Below are 21972 nucleotides of genomic sequence, written 5' to 3' on the forward strand. Positions count from 1 at the left end.
ATAGGGCAGCATATAATCATACATACACCAACCGAACCACTATGTAACCGCATCTATATACATCTGCCAACAATTAACGACAGCCTCTCATGACAGACATTGTCATGAAACCGCATATAGAGGAAGTTATTCTGCTTATTAAGAAGAAGCGTGAAGATGAGGGAAGTCTTGTGGCAGCTCGTCCCCGAAAAACAGATCATCCAGGGAACTCAGCGTACCGTCTTCTTCCACCTGATATACAGACATTTTCTCACCGTTCACCGTTAATTCAATAAAGCATCCCCAGCAATAAAACTGGTGGGAACCAATTTTCCCGATATCTTTGGAACTACAGTTTGGACATTTCATATTCATTCACCTATCCATTAACAGAATGAATGGCATTTTCCAAGCGTTGTTCACTCAGAGACGGCACCATAATGGCACTTTCCCCGATGGACATATCGCTTGTACATGGCAGCCATTTGCGGCCCTCGATCAGATCGGACACAAAACCGTCCGTAATTTCAATCCCTATTATTGTATTTCCCAACTCTTGGTCAAAATAAACATCGGAGACACGCCCAAGCAGCAAACCTTCTTCGGTGAGCACGGACATCTCCTTCAATTTAGACCGACCGAGGAGGTACGTGTATTTTATGTCGTCGGCTCCCGTCTTGCGGACAGCCTGTTGATTACGGATCATGACGGCATCTTCGCCGTAGGCAACGATATCTTGCCACTGCACGATTTTGACATGATTGGTAAACAGACCTTTGTTCTCAAGCTCAATGCCTTCGATCTCCCAATCATCATTCACAATGAAATCCTGGATTTTACCGACCTGCTTCCCGTCCTCAACATCAAAAACGGCAAGTCCGATCATTTCCTGAAGCTTCATCGCTGGGTCCCCCTCATCTTCTTATCATTAAATAGGCGCGGCGCTATTGCTAGGTATGCCCAAAGTTGATGAGTGGCAATCAGACGCCGATCATCAAAACCGCTTCTATCCAACCGATGAAATGGAACTTCTTCCCTCCTTCTGTTCCATGTGTAAAGTTCCCCTCAGGGTCTATTACGCAGTCGTCCAAGAATGGTTCCAATTTTTTCGGCGGTTATCATGATTTCTTCCGTAGTATTACCCAATCCCCAGCTAAATCGAATCGCAGAGTGTAAAAATGTTTCAGGTAATTTCATCGCTTTCAGCACATGAGAGACTTCAAGTGACCCGGAAGTGCAGGCAGAACCGCTTGCAACAGCAATCCCTTCCATATCCAGATTCATTAACATCGTCTCTGTGGACACTTCCGGAAAGCTGATATTCAGGATGTTTGGCAGCGTATGCTCCAGATGTCCATTCACGTGAAAGTGCTCCGTACCCACATGAATTTCAAGCTGTTCCAACAAAAGTTTACGCAATTCCAAATCATGCTGACGATGCGCCTCCGTCTGTGCTGATGCAATCTTGAGAGCCTCTGCAAATCCGGTAATACCTGCGATATTTTCCGTACCAGCGCGACGCTGACGCTCTTGCAACCCACCGTGAGCTCTTGCTTCCAGCACAATTCCTCGCCGTACATAGAGTGCACCCACACCCTGAGGCCCGTTGATTTTATGCGCAGAGAAGCTGATTAGATCCACAGGCAGTTCCTTACAGGAAATATTCTGGCTGCCCAGAGCCTGAACTGCATCGGTATGGAAAAGGATATTATGCTGACGTGCAAGCTCACCCACCTCACGGATCGGCTGAATCGTGCCTACTTCATTGTTGGCATACATCATGGTAATCAACACCGTATCCGGTCGAATAGCATCTCGCAACTCACCCAGATTTATTCGTCCATAATGATCAACAGATAGATAGGTTACTTCATAACCTTGCCGCTCCAATTCCTGACACGTATGCAAGACAGCATGGTGCTCAATTGCGGTCGTAATGACGTGTTTCCCCTTATCCTGCCTGGATGAGACTGCTCCAAAGATTGCCAGATTGTCGCTCTCCGTGCCACCTCCGGTGAATACCAATTCGTCCGGGAAACAGCCCAAAGACGCCGCAATGACATCCCTTGCTCCGCTGACAGTCCGTTTGGCCTCACGCCCAAAGGCATGGATACTTGATGCATTGCCAAATTGTCCTGTCATGACGTTCATCATCGCTTCTGCGACTTGTGGATGCATAGGTGTCGATGCGGCGTGATCCAAATAAATTCGTTTCATTTATCTTCACCCCGTTATATGTTAAATTTCTATCTCATGGCAAACTGTCAAAATTGGAAACTGAAACGGATGCTCTATTGTCACATCTTCGTGTATAATGTTATATATCCATTTCAAAAAGGAGAGAGACATGAGTGATCCCATTCTCGGGCAGATTCTGAATCAGCTTCAACAAATGGACAAGCGGTTCGACAGCATTGATGGACATCTTGGAAAAATAGACAACCGACTCGATGTTATGGAAGAGAGGCTCGGTGCCGTAGAGAGCAGATTGGACACCATAGAGGAACAAACTAAAAACATTCCGCTTCTTCAACAAGCTGTTCTGGAAACATTGACCGTTACGAAACGCCTTGAGGCCTCCCAATCGGCCTCTGAACGCAAAGTAACTACCGAATTGAATACCCATCAGCACAGCATTGATATTTTGAATCGCCGTCAGTTACGCATGGAAAGCTGATTTACAAGTGATCCAGTTAAGTTCACACTTGACCATCTTGTAAATCACGCGGCTGAATACATAGCCCTGCTCAATTAAAATGATCTGTAGAAATTGAAGAACAAAGTACCCATCATTGCCTTGGCATGTCTAAAGCCCCCAAGTTGGGGGCTTTATTGTGTCTTCTGTGATGCGAATTAATGACCTTAAATGTAAAACATGTAGCTGTCTTTTTTGTCCTGATCCTGGAAGGTAATCAGGTCTTTCAGTGTTGTGGAATCCAACACTTCCGCAATCCCGTCACGAATACGCAACCACAGATCACGCTTCGCTGGATCATCTTCCTCCGTGAAATCTACTGGAGAGATTGGCCCTTCCAGTACACGGATTACATCGCCTGCAGTCACGGTTGCAGGATCACCCGCAAGGATATAACCGCCGTAAGCACCTCTAATGCTTTTCACCAGTCCTGCATTACGTAGTGGAGCAATCAGTTGCTCCAGGTAATGCTCCGAGAGCTGGTTGCGCTCGGCAATGCTTTTAAGTGATGTAGGGCCTTCGCCTGTTCTGGCAGCAAGCTCCATCATGATTGTGAGGCCGTAACGGCCTTTTGTCGATATTTTCAAAGGAGTCACCTCTTTCAATTTTCAGAAACGATTGGAAACTTTATATTTAATCCTATGGTCCATGACCGTCTGTTTCACGACCTGTCCACAGCAGAGAAGCATAGAAATTAGCATGAATCTTCTAATCCTCCGTATTCCGATCATAACCCTCAGCTAATGTTAACATATCTGCATGCTTTATGGAAAAGAAAGATTGACGATATTCCAAAATGTGCGTCTGTGGTGGACACTATCCAAAATTGGCCGGGTGTATCGTATCTTGAGTCCGGTTATGCTAGAATAAGAAACGAAACACATTTATATATAGAAATGGTGATAACGATGTCCAAAACAATTGAAAATACACGGGTCGTCGTTGGCATGTCCGGAGGTGTCGATTCTTCCGTTACCGCACTGCTGCTGAAAGAGCAAGGTTACGATGTCATCGGCATTTTCATGAAAAACTGGGATGACACCGACGAGTTCGGCCACTGTACCGCTGAAGAAGATTCAGAGGATGTACGCCGCGTATGTGAACAGATCGGCATTCCTTACTACACTGTCAACTTCGAGAAAGAGTATTTTGATAAAGTATTTACCTATTTCCTTGATGAATATAAGTCGGGTCGCACGCCAAATCCGGATGTCATGTGTAATCGTGAGATCAAATTTGGTGAATTCCTGAACAAAGCTCTGGATCTCGGCGCAGATTATGTAGCTACAGGACACTATGCTCGCCTGATTGAAGAAGATGGCACACTCAAGTTGCTTCGTGGTGTGGACAACAATAAGGATCAAACGTATTTCCTTAACGCACTCAATCAGAACCAGCTGTCCAAAGCCATGTTCCCGATTGGTCATCTGCCCAAACCAGAAGTACGCAAAATCGCAGAAGCGGCTGGTTTGTATACTGCCAAGAAAAAAGACAGCACAGGTGTCTGCTTCATCGGTGAGCGTAATTTCAAAGAGTTCCTGAGTAACTATCTGCCTGCCAAAGGCGGAGACATGGTTGATATCGCAACCGGTGAAGTCAAAGGTCGCCACGACGGTCTGATGTACTACACACTCGGACAGCGCCAAGGTCTTGGCATTGGCGGTTCCGGCAATGGTGAACCCTGGTTCGTTGCAGACAAGAATCTGGAGAAAAATCAACTGCTTGTTGTTCAGGGCGATGCCCATGCAAGCCTGTACTCCACTGGTCTTACCGCAACGGGTGTGAACTGGATTGCTGGTGCAGAGCACATGCCTAATGTGCCATACCGTTGTACTGCCAAATTCCGCTATCGTCAGCCGGATCAAGGTGTAACATTGACCTGGCAGGAAGACGGAAGCGTGGATGTACAATTTGATCAGCAGCAAAAAGCCATTACGCCAGGACAAGCCGTTGTTTTCTACGACGGAGAGGTCTGCCTGGGTGGGGGTACGATCGATCAGGTGCAAAAAGTACCTGTACCCGCAATGCAATAATAGAGCTTGTCCATTAAAATGCAGATTATACACAATACCGTGTATCCCTATTAAAAAAGCCGTCTTTCATGTATACCATGAAGGATGGCTTTTTTCCTGCTTATTTTTGCAAAAAAATTAAAAATAGTTCGTTATGCAGTTAACCAGACTCCTGCCAAGCAGGCCAACACCCCAACTACAACCGAACTGATGACGTAGAGCGCCCCGCTTGCATATCGTTGTCGACTCATAAGTCCTAACGTCTCATAACCAAAGGTAGAGAACGTCGTGTACGCACCGCAAAATCCGGTTCCCCAAATCACCCAGATTCCATCTGAGATCATTGCAGATTGGTGCCACCCGTATAACAACCCAAGCAGCAGTGAGCCACTGATGTTGATGATCCATGTTCCCCATGGAAAAGCCATTCCCAGCAAGCCAGAGACCCATTTTCCCAGACTGTAACGCAGTACTGCACCCAGCACACCTGCAAAACCAATCCACAGGATCATGAGGCATCACCCTCTTGTCTTTGTGCTCCCAACATACGATGTCCAAGGCTCATTCCCAGCGCACAGAGCAACAACCCTGCCAACAAACTTACAATCATATAAATAGCGGCACTGATCCATTCGCCCCCTTCGGATAAACGAACAATATCCAGTGTAAACGTGGAGAATGTCGTAAATGCACCAGTAAAACCTGTACCAATCGCAAGTCGAAGTTGTGGTGTTATTTTGCCTGGAACAGCTATGGTAAAGAACCAACCCAAAAAAAGGCTGCCCATCGCATTGATTAACAGCACTGCCCAAGGGAACCCCCCATGGACAGTTGGTATCGCTAACTGTATGGCATATCGGGTTAATGTACCGAGAAATCCACCCGCCCCTATATACAAAAGCTCTTTCATGTTGTGTGCATCTCCCGAGTGATCTGACTGATCTTATAGATCTCTGCGCCGCTGTTGGTTCAGCCTGATCTTCGATTCGTTGCCTTGCTCCGTGGCCTCATAGAATACTCTCCGCGAGAGCTGCTTTGGCAAATATTCTTGTTTCACGTAATGCCCCGGATAGTTGTGTGGATATTGATAGCCCTCATGTCCAAGCTTCACGGCACCCGAGTAATGTGTATCTCGCAAGTGAAGGGGAACTTCTGCCGATTTAACCTCATCAATTGCGTTCATGGCTTTGGAAATAGCCGTGTACACCGCATTGGATTTTGGACTTTCGACCGCGAACAGAATCGCTTGTGCAATGTTCAGCTTGGCTTCAGGCCAGCCGTTATTTCGGTAAGCATCAAGTGCTCCAATCGCCTGAGTCATGGCTTGCGGGTTCGCAAGTCCAATATCTTCACTGCTTGCTGCAATCAGACGCCGAATGAAGGTCATCGGGTCCATGCCGAGCTTCTCCACCGCGTATAGAAACCAAAACAACGCCGCATCGCTGGAACCCCGAATACTCTTGTGAAATGCAGACAGCACATCATACTGTGTGGATTCATCTGCCTTCACAATGGGGCGTCGAATAGACTCTTCAGCTACACTAAGCGTAATATGAATGGACCCATCCATCTCCGGTAGCGTGGTCAACGCAGCCAGTTCAAGCGCATTAAGCGCACGCCGAATATCTCCGTTGGCCATCGTAGCAATATGTTCAAGCGCCTCATCGTCCGCCTGCAGTTCCATGAACCCCAGACCTTTGTCCGCATCACTCAATGCTCTGCGCATTGCAATTAGGGAATGATCCTTATTTAGCGATTCTAGCTGGAACAGAGTAGAACGGCTCATCAAGGCTCCATTGACATAATGAAAGGGATTCTCTGTTGTTGCGCCGATAAAAATAATCGTGCCCTTCTCTACCGCTGGCAATAGCGCATCCTGACGTGAACTGTTAAACCGATGTACCTCGTCGAGGAACAAAATGGTTTTTGTTCCATACAGCTGTTTGTTCGTTTGCGCCTGTTCGATGACTTCACGCACATCCTTGACGGAAGCTTCCACTGCATTCAGGCGAACGAACTGTCCTTGCGTTTGCTGGGAAATAATATGTGCCAAGGTAGTCTTACCACATCCCGGCGGGCCGTATAACAAGATGGACGAAATCTGATCAGCCTCGATGGCGCGCCGGAGTAATTTCCCCGGTCCAATAATATGTTCCTGTCCAATATATTCATCCAGATGCTCTGGCCGCAAGCGGTCGGCGAGCAATCTAGCTTGTGGTTTTGAGTCCTGTTGAAACGAAAATAAATCCATTGCTCATCACTTCCTTAACGGATTGCCTTGCCTTGAATACAATTACACTTCTGATGGTTCTCCACTCTCTATCATATCATACTCTCGCGGTAACATAGCCATAAATGCATGAAGTGCACTGCTGACAAAGGCATCCTTGCGAGTAATAAAATGAGTCATCATGCGATTCATACCTACGGGGAGTGTATGCGTGCGCAATAATCCATTTTTGATCTGATGCCTAATCACAATCTCTGGTAATAAGGAAATTCCCATACCGGACGTAACTCCACTAATAATCGCTTCAAGGGTTCCGAATTCCATAATTACTGGGCGGGTAACACCACTCATCTCTAACCATTCCTCCAAAATCTGACGATAGGAACACCCCATGCTGTAGACAAGAATGGGTTTACTCTTAAGATCTTCATCCGTAGGACCCATACCAGAATAGACAACAAATAGTTCCTCATCAAATACGGGAATAGAAACGATATCAGGATGATCACAGGGACAGCCTATAAATGCTCCCTCCAATTCATACCCAATAACCTGATCCATAAGCATCTGCGAATTTCCAGTAACCAGTGACAAGGAGACATCTGGATACTGTTTATAATATCTGACGAAAAGTTCCGGTAGTCGCACGGCCGCTGCGGTTTGTGTAGACCCTATTCGCATTGGACCCGCTGGTGTGCTCGTCGCCCGAAGCGCCTTGGAAGCATCATTCAGCAAACCAATAATTTTATCTGCATAGGTCAGCAGCATCTCTCCGGCTGGAGATAACGTCATGCCTCGGTTATGGCGAATGAACAACGTTGTACCTACTTCTGCTTCCAGATGCCGGATTCGTGCCGTTACGTTGGATTGAACATACCCCAGTTTAGAAGCAGCTTTGGTCAGATTCCCTTCCTGTGCAACACACTGAAATATTCTAAGATCCCCGCTCTCCATGGTCCCCCCACTCTGACATCATTCAAAATGATATCCACTTCATTACCAATCATTATACTTCATGTGTAAACCGGACTACAATTCATGTAGATCCCAAACCAGTCATCTGACTGGATGATGATAAGGAGTGTTCAGCATGACATACTGGAAAAATAGAGTTGCTCTGATCACAGGTGGTGGAACAGGTATAGGCCGTGCTGTAAGTGAGATGCTCGCTGAACGCGGAGCCTTAGTCGCTGTCAACTATTCCCGCTCACAAGATGCAGCAAACGAGACTGTTCAACACATTCTGAATACGGGAGGCCAGGCATTCGCCGTTCAAGCTAATGTTGCCAATGATCTTGATGTCCGGCGGATGGTCACTACAGTAACTGAAACCTATGGCCCGATCACTGCACTTGTAAATAACGCCGGAATCACGCACCATATCCCCATGCACGATCTGGAGTCTGTTACAGATGACGTCTGGAATGAGCTGCTTGATGTGAATGTGAAAGGCATGTTTCATTGCGCTCGTGCAGTGACGGAAGGTATGAGACAGGCTGGCGCTGGTTCTATCGTAAATCTGGGCAGTATCGCAGGTAGTACGGGTTCAGGCTCCTCTCTCCCATACGCCGTCTCCAAAGCGGCAGTTCATGGTCTAACTTTATCACTTGCGCACGCACTCTCACCACAAATTCGGGTGAATGCTATCGTCCCTGGCGCAGTTGCTACAAGGTGGTGGGCTGGAAATGAGGAGCGAATGTATCGTCTTGGCGGAGAAGTGTTATTACAGCATATTGCCTCACCTGAAGATATTGCACACATGATCTGTGCTGCGCTGGAACAGCAATCCATGACCGGGCAGCTAATTACTGTAGATAGCGGACAGACGTTATGAGCTCCAGTCATGATAAAGATGCCCGGATCATAAAACCATTGAAATATACACTATTGATCATTTTAACAACGCTCATCATGGGTACTTCTTTTCCAGTTGGCAAGATCGGCATGTTATATGCCCCACCTTTCCTGCTCATGGGCATACGGTATATACTGGCAGGTGGTTTGATGGCCTTGTTCCTTCGTAAACGTCCTTTGCCTACTGGATGGCAGTCATGGTTGAAAATAATCCTTATTGGCCTGTTCCAATCCGCAGGAGTGATGGGCTGCGCCTACTACAGCATGAACTGGATTACATCCGGTGAATCCGCCATTATTACGTTTACCAATCCGTTGCTCGTCATTATCCTCAGTGCTCTCTTATATAGAGTGACCTACCGTTTCAGTCAGTGGATCGGTGTTATACTCGGTTTCATCGGGATTATGTTAACCTTTGGATGGCAGATGAGCTTTAGTCCTGGAACCTGGATTGGATTTGGTGGTGCGATCTCCTTTTCCGTGTCCACATTGCTCATCAAACGCTGGGGCAATGGCTATGATACTTTTGTCTTAACAGCCTATCAGATGCTTGCTGGAGGTGCTGCGTTGCTTCTGCTGAGCGTATGGACTGAACAGCCTCACTTTATGGTCAATACCACCTCTGTTATGGCGCTGCTCTGGTTAACGCTTGTTTGCTCCATCATTCAGTTCTCACTCTGGTTTTATCTGCTTCAGAATAGTGACCCAGCCCAAACCAGTTCGTATCTGTTTCTGGCACCGTTCTTTGGTGTATTATCGAGTTGGATTTTACTAGGAGAGCACGTTCAGTGGTTTGCATTAGCAGGCGGTTTATTTATTGGTGTTGGCATATTCCTGGTGAACCGTCGCTCATCCAGAATGAGAAATAGCGTAACATAAACTTGCACTTCTTCATCGTTCTTCCTTGGAAGATTAATCATTTCTCACACAAAAGCAAAAAAGGCATGCGCTTATGGGACTTTCCCATGAACGTCATGCCTTTTGTTGTTTGTTGTATAATTAAACTCTATTTAACCAAGCTCTGGCCAACCCTGAATGGTTACGGGTTCGCCATCGGGATTATGTGTTGCAGCCGCATAGATTGGCAGTACACCGTCATGGAACAACCACAACTCGTGCAAGGCCCGTGTACAACCAACGTACAACAGCTTTGCATCACCCGCATTTGGCAAATAATGCTTCTGGTCTACGTCTGCCACAATAACGGCATCAAACTCCAACCCTTTGGACAGATAGACAGGCAAAACGGAGTGTCCACCCGTGTATTGCTTTTTGCCACCATCGATCAGGTTTAGATCCCAGCCTGCAGCCTGTAGGTCACGGTGAAGTTCCTCTGCTTCATGCAGTGTACGGGTCAGGATGGAAACCGTTCGGTAGTCTTTGACGGTTAACACCTTCAAAGACTGCTCCAGACTTGCCGTCCGCCCTTCCCCTCCATAAGCCAACGTCCGAACCGGATCACCACTACGGAAAACAGGAATCGCCGTAATTCCGCTCTTGACACCACGTTCCAGAATCGTATTGGCATAGTCGATAATTTCCATCGTTGAACGATAACTTCGGGTCAATGCAAAGTATGCATTCTGTTCCTCAGGAAACAGAGAACTCATCTCATCCCACGCATGAACACCACGGTACTCATGAATCCCTTGGGACAAGTCACCTAGTATGGTGAAGGAGTGCCCTTTGACGAACTGATCCAATAACGCCACATGGAAAGGTGAAAAGTCCTGCGCTTCATCGATCACAATATGGTCAAATCGCTCCGAACCCTCAATATCATGGACCAGTGTATGAATGTATACCAATGCAGGCAGATCCTCTTCACGGACGATATCCTGTTTCAGCTCTGCTGCGGTTTGTTTCATGACCAGTTTTGGAATAAGCCCGCTGAGCGAGGCTGGCACAGAGCCACCCTTTGCAGCTTTGAACAGCTGTTTGTATAGCGTAAGCGGCTCATATTGAGGCCATTTTTTGGCATAGGCCTTCTCACGAGTTGCTGCTTTCTTCTTGCGTTCTTTGCGCACAGCTTCTGGCATCGGTTTCTTAAGTTCCATCTCGATCCAGCGATGAACTCTCGCCATGACCCGTTCTTTGCGTTTGGCCAGCGGATAATGCTTGTATTCCTCACCGAACCAGTTCTCGATCTCCGTCTTGTTGAGCACCTTACCATCCCATGGACTGAAGTCCATATCCGGCACAGAATCCTCTTCCATGCCCGACAGCCACTCTCGAATAAGCTCCATGAAACGGATCGATCCTTTGTAACGTCCAGGCACATCATCATTCAATTCAGGCCGTGCATCAGGTGTTTCAAACCAGGTGTTCAATGTATCCGACGTATTCGCCAAAGGCATCTCCAGCCCCAGCAGGTTCATCGCCCAATCCGGGAATGTCCGCTGCTGAATGTCCCCTACTCCGAGTTCCGGGAGCACATCCGAGATGTAATCCAGGAACATGTGGTTAGGTGCAAAAATAACCATTTTCTCCGCAGATACCTGCTCCTTGTACTGATACAGCAAAAAGGCCAGCCGATGCAGGGCAACCGTTGTTTTCCCGGATCCAGCTACACCCTGAATGATTAATGCGGTATTTCGCGCCGCACGAATGATCAGATCCTGCTCCGCCTGAATCGTCGATACGATATCACGCAGTTTGTTATCCTTGTTCTCTCCCAGACGATAAACGAGGAATTCATCAGATACCGCTGGCTGGTCGCTGTCACGGTTATATGTATCCGCCACACGTTCCAATATCCGCTGTCGAATGACAACGTTTCGTTTCAGGTATACCAGACCTTCAATAAGCCCTTCCGGGGCTTCATACGTAGCGGAGGCTTCGCCTCCGGTAAATGAGTAAAACAGGCTGGCGACAGGAGCACGCCAATCGATGACGAGCGGATGCTCTCCCACCTCTTCGCGGTCTACGCCGATTTTGCCAATATACAGCGGTTTCCGTGCACCACTGCCCTGTTCTTCGAAATCCAAGCGTCCGAAATAGGGTTGCTGCGCGCTCTTGGACAAGGCGGTGCGGCGCTCTTCGCGTCCAGCTTCCAGCACTTGTTCTGTGAAGTCGTGGCCGGTGTATACCGGAATATTTTGCAGTCGCTCCAGCTGACTGTCCACTTCCTCCATCGTTCGCTCTAACCTGTACTCTTCTTCTTGATAGGCACTTTGAAAGCTGTCTGACATGTTTCAGTTACCTCCTAAGAATATGTTTTGCTCTGCATCACCAATCACTGACGACGCAAAAGGATACCCACTATATCATATTGATGTGTAAAAAGCTACAGTCACGTGAGTACGGAAAGAATAAAACCGTTGTACTCGCTCCTATTAAACGAATGAACAACGGTCTTAGGTTAAACTATATTTGAACCTTATCTTTAAAATACAGTAATCGATCTAATTTGATTTAATCTTGCCTTTCCTGTGCCACAAACTGCTTCTGCGCTAATTCACGATATACCGGATGATTGCTAATTAATTCCGTATGCGTTCCTGTTCCGGTAACATGTCCATGCTCCAGTACAACAATTTGATCGGAATCCACAACTGTGGACAGTCGGTGAGCGATCACGATCGTAGTTCTGCCTTCCATCAGGTTGGACAAAGCCTGTTGTACTTCATACTCCGAGGTGCTATCCAGACTGGATGTCGCTTCATCCAACATGAGAATATCCGGACTGCGCAGTAAAGCACGAGCAATAGCAATCCGCTGACGTTGGCCCCCGGATAACTTGATTCCTCTCTCGCCCACTTCCGTGTCATAACCCTGTGGCAGCTTGTCGATAAAGTCGGCAGAATAGGCCATCTCAGCAGCTCGCCTGATCTCATCCATCGTGACCTCACGGTCCAATCCGTACGTGATGTTGTCTTTGATCGTGCCCGCCATTAGCGGACTTTCCTGAGATACATACCCGATCTTGCTGCGCCAGGAGGATAAAGAATAATCCGTTATGGCTTGTCCCCCATATGAAATGTGACCTGAATCGGGCATATAGAACTGCTCCATCAGAGAGAACAGCGTTGATTTGCCGCTACCGCTTGGACCGACAATGGCCGTCACTTTTTGTGTAGGTACCGTCAGATTGATACCGTGCAGCACTTCCTCACCTGTGACGTAGGAAAAGTGTACATCATGGAATGCAATCGTCTCATTTCCTTTTGGAGCTACCTTGGTGCTGTCATGTGGCTCTTCCTCATCGGCAAGGATAGCTTGTATGCGCTCTGTTGCACCTACGACTTTTTGCAAACGAGAGTACAGCGTGGTGAATTGACCCATTGGCATAATGACCTGGAACAACAGCAAAATGAACGCAACCAGTTCACCAGGCGACAACAGTCCAGACGCTACCCGCATTCCCCCCACACCCAGAATAACGACCAGTACGGCAGTCATGACAAATGTAAACAAAGGACCGATCAGAGCAAGGATGCGTGCTTCCTGCAAGCCAAAAGCGAACATTTTGCGAATGCGGGAATCCCCTGCTTCCACTTCCTGTTTCTCCGTGCCGTACGCTTTAACCAAGCGGATCTCGCCAATAACCTGGCTAAGTACGGACGTAAGACCTGCCATTTCATCCTGCTGTTTCTTGGAGATCTTGTACATTTTCTTACCCACCGGCAACAGAATCAACAGCGTGAGTGGCACCAGACTCAGAATAATGAGCGACATCACCCAATCCAAATAAAATAGTAACGCCACTCCACCCACAACGGCAACGATGTTCGACACAAAGGAAACCAGATAATCTGCGATCAACGTCATGATCTGGCTTGTATCATTCGTAATCCGACTCATCGTATCGCCTGTCCGATTGCGATCAAAATACGGCATTCGCAGCGACAAGACCTTGTTCCACAGCTTGGTGCGAAGCGTTGCCACCACGCGTTGTCCGGCGTAATTTAACATATAAATGCTAATACCCGAGGCAATCGCCTGAATCACAAATGCCCCCAGCAACAATAAAATTACAGATTTGTTCAATGCCGAAGTGGTAAGTCCATCAATCAGACCTTTGGTCATCAATGGCACGATCAGTCCGGCTGTTGTTTGAATCAGGGTTAAGATGAGGGCCAGAATCAGGATCAGTTTTGGCGGGTTCGTGGAAGCGATCAGCTTGACGAAATCCTTAAATCCCTTTTTTCCTACCTTCGGGTCATTCTGCCCTGCTTGTTGCTGCTCTTCCATTCCCGTTCCTCCCGTTCTCCGTCTGCTCACCAGAGATCATACGTATGAACTTACATGACGTTGCCTTTTCTTATTACAAAACTCCATGCAACACAAAATTGGCTAAAAAGAGGATGGAAATGCCATACATGACCACAGGTACCTGTTTACCTTGACCTGCTGCCAGCTTCGCTAGTGGATAGGCAATAAATCCAAATGCCATACCGTCCACGATGCTATATGTAAATGGAATCATGACCATGATCAGAAATGCCGGGAAGGCCTCTGTGAAGTCACCAAAGTCCATATCTTTCACACCTTGTACCATCAGGCCACCAATAATGATCAAAATGGGAGCAATCGCACTGTCCGGAATGTAACCGAGCAGAGGGATGAAGAAGAACGTAGCTCCGAATAACACGGCTGTAACGAGCGGAGTCAAACCTGTGCGTCCACCTGCCGCAATTCCGGCTGTAGTCTCGGCTGCAGCAACTGGAGGACTGCTTCCGAACACGCCTGCCAGCACGGTACTAATAGATAGAGCACGCAGACTTCCTTTGAATCGCTCTGGACGACCAATCATCTGTGTCTGAGCCGTAATTAATCCGATATTTTCGAACACTACAATGAGCAGTAGCAAAAATACCGCGATCCAGAAGGCAACATCAGCCAGCTTCATCAAAGACAATTCGCCAAACAACCCACCGTATTGACGCAACGCATCCATCGCTGATACGGACTCACCCGGGTTCACTGCACCAAGTACATAAGCAAGACCTGTCCCGACCAGAATACTGATCAGAAGTCCACCCTGTACGTTCCGTATAAATAAAATCAAGGCAAGCACCAGCGTAACGCAGGCTGTAATGACGTTCGGATCATTGAAGTGCCCAATCGCAACAAACGTAGTCTGGTGTGCGATGACAATTCCACTTTTTTGTAAACCGATAAATGTCAGAAACAAACCTATTCCCACCGTAATCCCGTGTTGCAGATTTTTCGGGATTGCTTCGCTGATCATTTTGTATAGTGACGTAAACGCAACAATGGCAAACAGTATACCTGTAACGGTTACAACGGCCAGCGCTTCTTGCCAGCTTAATTTCATGGAATGTACAAGTGTATACGTAAAAAATGCATTAATCCCCATTCCGGGTACTACGATAATGGGTGATTTTCCGCCAAATGCCATGAGCAAACAGCCTGCAATGGACGTCAGCAGGGTTCCAACCATGGCCGCCTGTAAGGGCATCCCAGCATCGGAAAGAATTGTAGCATTGACCATAACGATATAGACCACGGCAAAATAGGAAATGGCTCCCGCCACAACTTCCTTCTTCCACTGGTCTCCTGGCTCCATGCCAAGACGTCTGGTCATCCATCCGTGTTTCATTTCGTTCTATTCCCCTCTCTCTAATTATAAATTCAACTAAAGAATGTTTACACTTGCCACTCCGATGACAGAATAACCTTTCGATCGCTGTTATCCCCAGATTTTTTGCATTTCCTTCTCCAAGGGGAAAATCCGGTGATAAAGGCGAACGCTTCGCTTCTCCAGCTTTTTTCTGTCCTCTCCGTTCTCGTGTAAAAAGTTAAGTTGAACCTATATGCCGCAAATTCATTTATGTATGTATCATCATTTCGCGCAGCAGTGAATATCATACACGGTTTTGACTTTGAAGTACATGACGTAACTCTGACATTTATCCAGGGATATAGTTCAGCTATCATAGACGATTGACGTCCCATCCGCTCCTCTCTTGCGAAGTATGATCACACAAAAAAGCGCAGATGCCTTATCAGCATCCACGCTTCTTCAGTTGGTAGCAAGTTACTGCTGTTTGTTCTCTGCAATTTCTAACAAGTCCTTAATGGCAACACTGACCATAATCAGTCCGGCTACCGGAGGCACAAATGAGTTACTCGCAGGTGGCTGTTTAGCCTTGCGAATTTCAGGAGCATTCTCGGGAACGATTTTTTGTGTTACGTCCTCACGCGGTTTCATCGGCTTTTCAGTCGAGAAGACCACTTTCACACCTTTTTTGATGCCGTCTTTACGAAGTGTAGTCCGCACAACACGGGCGATCGGGTCCATGGTCGTTTTCGAAATATCCGCAACCTGGAATTTTGTTGGGTCCATTTTATTCGCCGCACCCATGCTGGAAATCATCGGAATTTTACGTTTCAGGCACTCTTTAATGAGATGGATTTTGTAGATAATCGTGTCGGATGCATCCAGCACATAATCCAGTTCATATTTGAACAGTTCCTCATACGTTTCTTCCGTGTAAAACATATTCAGGGCAATCGCATCACATTCCGGATTGATCAGTTTCACACGTTCCACCATCAGATCCGCTTTCTTCTGCCCCACTGTCGTAGTCAGAGCATGAATCTGGCGGTTAATGTTAGTGATGTCCACGACGTCTTTATCAATCAGGATGATGCGCCCAACGCCGCTACGGGCAAGAGCTTCTACAGCAATACCACCTACGCCGCCAATACCGAGCACAGCGACTGTACTATTCTTTAATGCATCCAGACCTTCAGGTCCGATCGCAAGTTCTGTTCTTGAAAATTGATGGAGCATTGAGAATCGATGCCTCCTTTATTTCTTTTCCGCTACCGGTTTACGGGCTACACGGATGTGAAGTTGTTCCAATTGAGAGTCATCCACTTCGGATGGTGCATTCATGAGCAGATCCGTTGCACTTGCCGTTTTCGGGAAGGCAATCGTTTCACGCAGATTCGTGCGACCTGCCAGCAACATGACGAGACGGTCCAGACCAAAGGCAATACCACCATGCGGTGGAGTTCCATATTCGAATGCTTCCAGCAGATAGCCGAATTTCTCATTCGCTACTTCTGTAGAAAGTCCAAGGGCAGCAAACATTTTCTCCTGAACATCACGTTTATAGATACGCATTGAACCGCCACCTACTTCATAACCATTGAGAACAAGGTCATAGGCTTGAGCACGGATTGCACCTGGATCTGTGTCAAACAGATGTACATCTTCGTCTTTTGGACGAGTGAACGGATGGTGTTCTGCCACATAACGTTTCGCATCTTCATCATATCCGAGGAGCGGGAAGTCCACAACCCAAGCAAATTTGAATTTGCTGTCATCAATCAGACCGAGTTGACGGCCGATTTTCAGACGCAATGCGCCCAGAACGTCAGCAACCACTTTTTTAGTGTCTGCGGAGAAGAGCAACAAGTCGCCATCTTCAGCACCAGTACGTTCTTTGACAGCTTCGATTTCTTCAGGCGTGAAGAACTTCACGATTGGCCCTTTGAACTCGCCGTCTTTTACTTGAATCCAAGCCAGACCTTTCGCACCGTAACGTGCAGCAAATGGTCCGAGATCATCGATCTCTTTACGGCTCCATGTGCCACAGCCTTTAGCGTTCAGCACTTTCACTTCTCCACCTTTTTCGATGACAGAAGCAAATACTTTTACACCACTGTTCGCTACGATATCGTTCATTTCAACCAGTTCCATACCGAAGCGCAAATCTGGTTTGTCTGAACCGTATTTGCCCATTGCATCTGCATACGTAATCCGTTGGAAAGGTAGTTCCAGCTCGATGCCTTTGGTTTCATGCAGCAATTTGGCCATCAGTTCTTCCATCATTGGCAGCAGATCATCCTGTTGCAAGAAAGAAGTCTCGATGTCGACTTGAGTGAATTCTGGTTGACGGTCTGCACGCAGATCCTCATCCCGGAAACAGCGAGCGATCTGATAATAACGCTCAACGCCACCCACCATCAGCAATTGTTTGTAGATTTGTGGGGATTGTGGCAAGGCGAAGAATTCACCTTCATGCACACGGCTCGGTACGAGATAATCACGCGCACCTTCCGGGGAGCTCTTAGTCAGGATCGGTGTTTCCACTTCAACGAACTCTTCTCCATCCAGGTAGTCACGGAACACTTTGGATGCTTTGGAACGCAGTTTCAATGTTTCGAACATTTCCGGACGACGCAGGTCCAGGTAACGATATTTCAAACGAAGGGATTCATCAACTTCGACACCATCTTCAATGAAGAATGGAGGTGTTTTGGCTGCATTGAGCACTTCGATTTCAGTGATTTGAACTTCAATTTCGCCTGTAGGCAGGTTTTTGTTAACTGTTTCTGCATCACGTTTAACAACTTTACCTGTTACAGCGATAACATACTCGCTACGTACGCGATCTGCAATTTGCAGAGCTTCACCGGAATAAGCCGGGTTAAAGACAACTTGTACAATCCCGCTGCGATCACGCAGATCGATGAAGAGTACGCCTCCCAAGTCACGGCGGGTCTGAACCCAACCGTTCAATGTTACTGTTTCACCGATGTGTGCGGGTGTTAATGCGCCGCAATGATGACTTCTTTTCATAACCAAACTCCTCATTATGTGAATTTCCGTTCTGTATGGGCAGTTAGTGCCTGCTCTTCAACAGTCCGGTTACGTGTAGATCATGTATTCGAAAAGGCATGTTACCTCTGGCTCGCCAACTTCCGCTTAATTTGAATCGTCGATGAGTCTCAGTAATTTTGCCGGATCAATTGTTTTACTTGAATGTTTAAGATTTAATGTAACACTTCGTGCTTATTTACCTTCGCGAATTGCCGCTACCAGATCATCAAGCTTCACAGTTTGTTGCTCACCCGTATTCATCGACTTGAGGGCAATCTCACCACGCTCCAGCTCGTCATCACCAAGAATGGCAGTATAGCGGGATTTGAAACGGTCAGCTGATTTCATCTGTGCTTTCATCTTGCGGCCCAGATAATCACGTTCCCCAGAAAGTCCAGACTGACGAAGTTTGAACAACAGTCGGTTCACTTCACGATCAGCTGCCTCTCCCAGAGCAACAAAGTACACATCCAGTGGAGCCAGCGTAGTAACCTCAATATTTTGGTGCTCCAGAATCAGTTGGATGCGCTCCAGACCAATACCGAAGCCGATACCCGGCTGATCAGGTCCGCCGATATCACCAACGAGACCATTGTATCGACCACCGCCGCCAACGGTATCAATTGCTCCAATACCTTGGGCTTTTAATTCAAAAGCAGTCAGCGTGTAATAGTCCAAGCCCCGAACCAGACGATTGTTCACCGCATAATCCACACCGAAATCATCCAGGTATGCTTGTAACTTGGCAAAGTGATTCAAAGACTCTTCATCCAGGCTATCCAGTATGGACGGTGCCCCAACGAATTTGTCCTGATCGACTTTACAGTCGAGTACACGCAGCGGATTGCGCTCCATGCGGGACTGGCAGTCCTTGCACAGGCTGTCTTTCATCGGTCTGAGGAACCCAAGTAACGTCTCACGGTATTCTGCACGGCTGGTTGAGTTACCAACGGAGTTGATCTCCACTTTGACATCCTTCAAGCCGAGCTCCACGCACAATTGGTAACCTAGTGCGATTACTTCCGCATCAATCGCCGGGTCCAGCGCACCGATGGCTTCTACACCAAACTGGTGAAACTGACGCTGACGACCTGCCTGCGGACGCTCATAACGGAACATCGGACCGATGTAATAGAGCTTGCTCACATCCGGTTCGCCGTAGATTTTGTTCTCTACATACGCACGGACAACACCCGCTGTTCCCTCCGGACGAAGAGTCATGCTGCGATTGCCTTTGTCATCAAAGGTATACATTTCTTTCTCAACGATATCGGTAGTCTCTCCTACACCGCGTACAAATAAAGAAGTCTGTTCGAAGATCGGTGTACGAATCTCGCGGTAATTAAACCGTCGACATAGATCTCGTGCTTTTTCTTCTACATACTGCCATTTCTCGACAACTCCAGGCAGTAAGTCCTGCGTTCCAGTCGGTTTTTGAAAAGCCATCTTGATCCCTCCAGCATTGATTTTTTTCTCTAAAAGTTAAAAAATTCTACACGTGATCACTGCGCGGGCAGAACAACCTTACAATCGCTGTTATCCCCAGATTTTTTGAATTAATTTTATAATGTGGAAATCTGGTGATAGCATATGCTTCCGAAGTAGCTTTCTTTCAGAAAGCTTTTAGGCGAATGCTTCGCTTTTACAGGTTTTTTCTGCCCTCTCCGTTTTCATGTATTTCTTTTAAATCAACTTATATAACAAAAAAATCCCTCGCCCTGTCTGCTATGTATAGCAAACAAAGGGACGAGAGATTGTGTAATATACATTCACCCGTGGTACCACCCACATTCCGGAAACCTGACACTTTAGCCGTTCAGGTGATCTCTGATGATTCAAGATTGCATACAGCACCCTGATCAAGCAGATATTCCGCTCTACGTGTAACGCACGTCCTGCGCAGCCCGGCTACTGGTCAACAGATTATCTCTGCTGTGTTCGCCGTCTGTTCTCGGGGAAGTCATTCGTCCGCTCATCAAGAGAATCCTTACAGCCTGGGGATTCCTCTCTGGTCATGTGGGCACGGAGTACTTGGTCCCGTCATCAAATCAGTAATATAGTTCAAAAATCGACTTGTATTGACTATAGTCAACGTATTATTTTCTGATTGTAATGAACCGCAGTGTTAAAGTCAAGGGTTAACACAAAAAGATAGCTCTAAAAAATTTTGCTCACACGCAGCATGGTATGTGGAGTCCACAGAAAATATGGCTAGTAGAAGCTGGATTCATCATATGAATTCCAACTTCTATTCGCTTCTTATTTCTCTATTGTTGCAGCATCCACTTCAACAGATCCGGCGCGCTCGCCCATAAACGGGAATGCATAATGACATATTCAATCGCTTCGTCGGAGTCGCCCATTCCGACAAAGTCAGGGAGGTTATGCGGCAGCCGTTTCAAACCCAACAGGTAATCAGGCACATGTTTGTTCACACCCCGGGCCACACGGTACAGCATTTTGAGCTGGGTGGTGATTCCGTTTTTCTTATACTCCAGAATAATCTTGTCATAGGCAAAGGCCGTTGCGCCGTCACCTCTTCCATACTCCTCCAGCAATTGCTCTGCCTGATCCAATTGGTTGCTGTACAAATACACAGCAGCGAGCAGGTAACGTGCTCCGGTATTGTCTTCCGTATTAAGCTCTAGCATATGCTCCAGAATCTGTGCTGCTTCTTTCGTATCTCCGCCAAACCAGCAGGATTCGGCATAACTTTTGCATATCCGGATATAGGGACGAGTCTCATGAAGCCCCCAGAAGTCCCCTTTGTTCTCCTCAAAGAACAGTTCGCCCAGTTCACGTTTGCCAGCAGCGATTCCTTCCTTGAGGTAAGATCGTGCATCATTCTCATTGTCCGATTCCTCAGCCAAAATGAGATACGCATCAGAACTGTCAGGATACATCTCCAGCGCTGTTTCCGCCAGATGTACTCTCCGTTTGGAAGAGCTCGCTTCCATCGCCTTAGACAGCAGAGCCTGTGCTTTGTCTTTCGATGTGCCTGGACCGTTCAGCATCAATAGCTCGTCCGTTTCACCGCCCATGCCGTATTCTTCGATGTAACTATTCATCTCCTTAACCTTCCGGGAGATCGTGCCTGTCGTTACCTCATATTTATCAGCCAGCTCAGCCTTTGAGACATTGAAGCCGTATTCCTCGGACAACAAATACTCAATTGCAGCAGAGAACGAGCCTGTCTTCTTCACAGTAGGGCGGGTCTGACGGGAGTAGCCGTTCCATAGCACCAGAGCTTCCAAAATTACCTCTGGCTCGTATTGGTTCCTCATGTTCTCAATAGTCTGCAGGGCCAGCTGTTCGTGAGCCGGGTGCTCCCATTTCAAATCGCTTGCCACCATCTTTTTCAGCTTGGTCAAGGTCAGTTTGCTCTCAGTCTGAATGGAGGCTTCCCGAACCGGTTGCTCCGTTGATATTATCCCCAGTATGGATTCTACTGCAGAGGACTCCTTGTTCAGACAACATTTCTTATATTTTTTCCCACTGCCGCATGGGCATAAATCATTTCTTCCAACCTTACTCAAAACTAATTCCCCCTTAAATCTGTCTCTAGCCATTCGCATGAGAACTCTGTTGCTTTAGCATTGTAGGTGTCATTTCTCAAACGAGG

19 protein-coding genes are annotated in these 21972 nt (G+C 47.2%); 4 read left to right on the forward strand and 15 right to left on the reverse strand.

From position 1 onward, the window contains the following. Nucleotides 1–138: 138 nt before the first annotated feature. The 3 genes from MKY44_RS22040 to MKY44_RS22050 form a co-directional block, all read right to left on the reverse strand. Nucleotides 139–348, reverse strand: coding sequence for a hypothetical protein (locus MKY44_RS22040; protein WP_017686815.1), 210 nt, complete (start codon nt 346–348; stop codon nt 139–141). Nucleotides 349–358: 10 nt separating this feature from the next. Continuing rightward, complete coding sequence (locus MKY44_RS22045; RefSeq protein ID WP_017686814.1) at nt 359–880, reverse strand: PRC-barrel domain-containing protein; 522 nt, start codon at nt 878–880, stop codon at nt 359–361. Between the two features lie 164 nt (nt 881–1044). After that, nucleotides 1045–2196 (reverse strand): cysteine desulfurase family protein, encoded by a 1152-nt coding sequence (locus tag MKY44_RS22050; RefSeq protein WP_341008603.1) that lies wholly within the window; start codon nt 2194–2196, stop codon nt 1045–1047. A 130-nt stretch (nt 2197–2326) separates the two neighbouring features. Here MKY44_RS22050 and MKY44_RS22055 point away from each other — a divergent pair, with 130 nt between their 5' ends. Continuing rightward, nucleotides 2327–2656 carry a hypothetical protein gene (locus tag MKY44_RS22055; protein ID WP_341008604.1) on the forward strand — a complete coding sequence of 110 codons (330 nt, stop codon included), beginning with the start codon at nt 2327–2329 and terminating at the stop codon, nt 2654–2656. Nucleotides 2657–2841: 185 nt separating this feature from the next. On the opposite strand, the gene cymR is transcribed toward MKY44_RS22055, so the two are convergent. Next, on the reverse strand, nt 2842–3261 hold the full coding sequence (cymR, locus tag MKY44_RS22060) for a cysteine metabolism transcriptional regulator CymR (RefSeq protein WP_076212458.1): 420 nt from the start codon (nt 3259–3261) through the stop codon (nt 2842–2844). Nucleotides 3262–3582: 321 nt separating this feature from the next. Here cymR and mnmA point away from each other — a divergent pair, with 321 nt between their 5' ends. Next, nucleotides 3583–4707, forward strand: coding sequence for a tRNA 2-thiouridine(34) synthase MnmA (gene mnmA / locus MKY44_RS22065; protein ID WP_036616942.1), 1125 nt, complete (start codon nt 3583–3585; stop codon nt 4705–4707). Nucleotides 4708–4838: 131 nt separating this feature from the next. On the opposite strand, the gene crcB is transcribed toward mnmA, so the two are convergent. The 4 genes from crcB to MKY44_RS22085 are packed head-to-tail and all read right to left on the reverse strand — an operon-like array spanning nt 4839 to nt 7870. After that, nucleotides 4839–5198 carry a fluoride efflux transporter CrcB gene (crcB, locus tag MKY44_RS22070; RefSeq protein ID WP_341008605.1) on the reverse strand — a complete coding sequence of 120 codons (360 nt, stop codon included), beginning with the start codon at nt 5196–5198 and terminating at the stop codon, nt 4839–4841. After that, nucleotides 5195–5596 (reverse strand): fluoride efflux transporter FluC, encoded by a 402-nt coding sequence (locus MKY44_RS22075; RefSeq protein WP_036674530.1) that lies wholly within the window; start codon nt 5594–5596, stop codon nt 5195–5197. The genes crcB and MKY44_RS22075 overlap by 4 nt, the downstream gene beginning before the upstream one ends. Nucleotides 5597–5629: 33 nt before the next feature. Then, nucleotides 5630–6937, reverse strand: a complete 1308-nt coding sequence (locus MKY44_RS22080; protein ID WP_341008607.1) for a replication-associated recombination protein A — start codon at nt 6935–6937, stop codon at nt 5630–5632. Nucleotides 6938–6979: 42 nt separating this feature from the next. Further along, complete coding sequence (locus MKY44_RS22085) at nt 6980–7870, reverse strand: LysR family transcriptional regulator (RefSeq protein WP_341008608.1); 891 nt, start codon at nt 7868–7870, stop codon at nt 6980–6982. A 136-nt stretch (nt 7871–8006) separates the two neighbouring features. Here MKY44_RS22085 and MKY44_RS22090 point away from each other — a divergent pair, with 136 nt between their 5' ends. Then, nucleotides 8007–8750 (forward strand): SDR family NAD(P)-dependent oxidoreductase, encoded by a 744-nt coding sequence (locus MKY44_RS22090; RefSeq protein WP_341008609.1) that lies wholly within the window; start codon nt 8007–8009, stop codon nt 8748–8750. Further along, the gene (locus tag MKY44_RS22095; protein WP_341008610.1) at nt 8747–9649 is read left to right on the forward strand and encodes a DMT family transporter; all 903 of its coding nucleotides are present in this window, start codon (nt 8747–8749) and stop codon (nt 9647–9649) included. The genes MKY44_RS22090 and MKY44_RS22095 overlap by 4 nt, the downstream gene beginning before the upstream one ends. A gap of 131 nt (nt 9650–9780) precedes the next feature. On the opposite strand, the gene MKY44_RS22100 is transcribed toward MKY44_RS22095, so the two are convergent. From MKY44_RS22100 to MKY44_RS22130, 7 genes are all read right to left on the reverse strand, one after another. Next, the gene (locus MKY44_RS22100; protein ID WP_341008611.1) at nt 9781–11961 is read right to left on the reverse strand and encodes a HelD family protein; all 2181 of its coding nucleotides are present in this window, start codon (nt 11959–11961) and stop codon (nt 9781–9783) included. 223 nt (nt 11962–12184) lie between these two features. Then, nucleotides 12185–13963 (reverse strand): ABC transporter ATP-binding protein, encoded by a 1779-nt coding sequence (locus tag MKY44_RS22105; RefSeq protein WP_341008612.1) that lies wholly within the window; start codon nt 13961–13963, stop codon nt 12185–12187. A 73-nt stretch (nt 13964–14036) separates the two neighbouring features. After that, nucleotides 14037–15335, reverse strand: a complete 1299-nt coding sequence (locus MKY44_RS22110; protein ID WP_036616916.1) for an NCS2 family permease — start codon at nt 15333–15335, stop codon at nt 14037–14039. 438 nt (nt 15336–15773) lie between these two features. Beyond that, nucleotides 15774–16532, reverse strand: a complete 759-nt coding sequence (locus MKY44_RS22115) for a tRNA threonylcarbamoyladenosine dehydratase (protein WP_091020457.1) — start codon at nt 16530–16532, stop codon at nt 15774–15776. 18 nt (nt 16533–16550) lie between these two features. Beyond that, the gene (aspS, locus tag MKY44_RS22120) at nt 16551–18329 is read right to left on the reverse strand and encodes an aspartate--tRNA ligase (RefSeq protein WP_341008613.1); all 1779 of its coding nucleotides are present in this window, start codon (nt 18327–18329) and stop codon (nt 16551–16553) included. Nucleotides 18330–18542: 213 nt separating this feature from the next. Continuing rightward, nucleotides 18543–19796 carry a histidine--tRNA ligase gene (gene hisS / locus MKY44_RS22125; protein ID WP_169481821.1) on the reverse strand — a complete coding sequence of 418 codons (1254 nt, stop codon included), beginning with the start codon at nt 19794–19796 and terminating at the stop codon, nt 18543–18545. An 821-nt stretch (nt 19797–20617) separates the two neighbouring features. Next, entirely contained in the window at nt 20618–21886 is a 1269-nt protein-coding gene (locus MKY44_RS22130; RefSeq protein WP_341008614.1) for an SEC-C metal-binding domain-containing protein, read from the reverse strand. Nucleotides 21887–21972 lie beyond the last annotated feature (86 nt).

This window comes from Paenibacillus sp. FSL R7-0026 (assembly GCF_038004485.1).
GTDB lineage: Bacteria > Bacillota > Bacilli > Paenibacillales > Paenibacillaceae > Paenibacillus > Paenibacillus xylanexedens_A.

Excerpts from the sequence above, each read along its gene's own strand:
- MKY44_RS22115 (WP_091020457.1), bottom strand. The coding sequence starts at position 16,532 with ATGCTCCATCAATTTTCAAGAACAGAACTTGCGATCGGACCTGAAGGT.
- MKY44_RS22085 (WP_341008608.1), bottom strand. The coding sequence starts at position 7,870 with ATGGAGAGCGGGGATCTTAGAATATTTCAGTGTGTTGCACAGGAAGGG.
- hisS (WP_169481821.1), bottom strand. The coding sequence starts at position 19,796 with ATGGCTTTTCAAAAACCGACTGGAACGCAGGACTTACTGCCTGGAGTT.
- MKY44_RS22100 (WP_341008611.1), bottom strand. The coding sequence starts at position 11,961 with ATGTCAGACAGCTTTCAAAGTGCCTATCAAGAAGAAGAGTACAGGTTA.
- aspS (WP_341008613.1), bottom strand. The coding sequence starts at position 18,329 with ATGAAAAGAAGTCATCATTGCGGCGCATTAACACCCGCACACATCGGT.
- MKY44_RS22040 (WP_017686815.1), bottom strand. The coding sequence starts at position 348 with ATGAAATGTCCAAACTGTAGTTCCAAAGATATCGGGAAAATTGGTTCC.
- MKY44_RS22080 (WP_341008607.1), bottom strand. The coding sequence starts at position 6,937 with ATGGATTTATTTTCGTTTCAACAGGACTCAAAACCACAAGCTAGATTG.
- MKY44_RS22050 (WP_341008603.1), bottom strand. The coding sequence starts at position 2,196 with ATGAAACGAATTTATTTGGATCACGCCGCATCGACACCTATGCATCCA.
- MKY44_RS22090 (WP_341008609.1), top strand. The coding sequence starts at position 8,007 with ATGACATACTGGAAAAATAGAGTTGCTCTGATCACAGGTGGTGGAACA.
- mnmA (WP_036616942.1), top strand. The coding sequence starts at position 3,583 with ATGTCCAAAACAATTGAAAATACACGGGTCGTCGTTGGCATGTCCGGA.
- MKY44_RS22055 (WP_341008604.1), top strand. The coding sequence starts at position 2,327 with ATGAGTGATCCCATTCTCGGGCAGATTCTGAATCAGCTTCAACAAATG.
- MKY44_RS22110 (WP_036616916.1), bottom strand. The coding sequence starts at position 15,335 with ATGAAACACGGATGGATGACCAGACGTCTTGGCATGGAGCCAGGAGAC.
- MKY44_RS22075 (WP_036674530.1), bottom strand. The coding sequence starts at position 5,596 with ATGAAAGAGCTTTTGTATATAGGGGCGGGTGGATTTCTCGGTACATTA.
- MKY44_RS22045 (WP_017686814.1), bottom strand. The coding sequence starts at position 880 with ATGAAGCTTCAGGAAATGATCGGACTTGCCGTTTTTGATGTTGAGGAC.
- MKY44_RS22095 (WP_341008610.1), top strand. The coding sequence starts at position 8,747 with ATGAGCTCCAGTCATGATAAAGATGCCCGGATCATAAAACCATTGAAA.
- MKY44_RS22105 (WP_341008612.1), bottom strand. The coding sequence starts at position 13,963 with ATGGAAGAGCAGCAACAAGCAGGGCAGAATGACCCGAAGGTAGGAAAA.
- crcB (WP_341008605.1), bottom strand. The coding sequence starts at position 5,198 with ATGATCCTGTGGATTGGTTTTGCAGGTGTGCTGGGTGCAGTACTGCGT.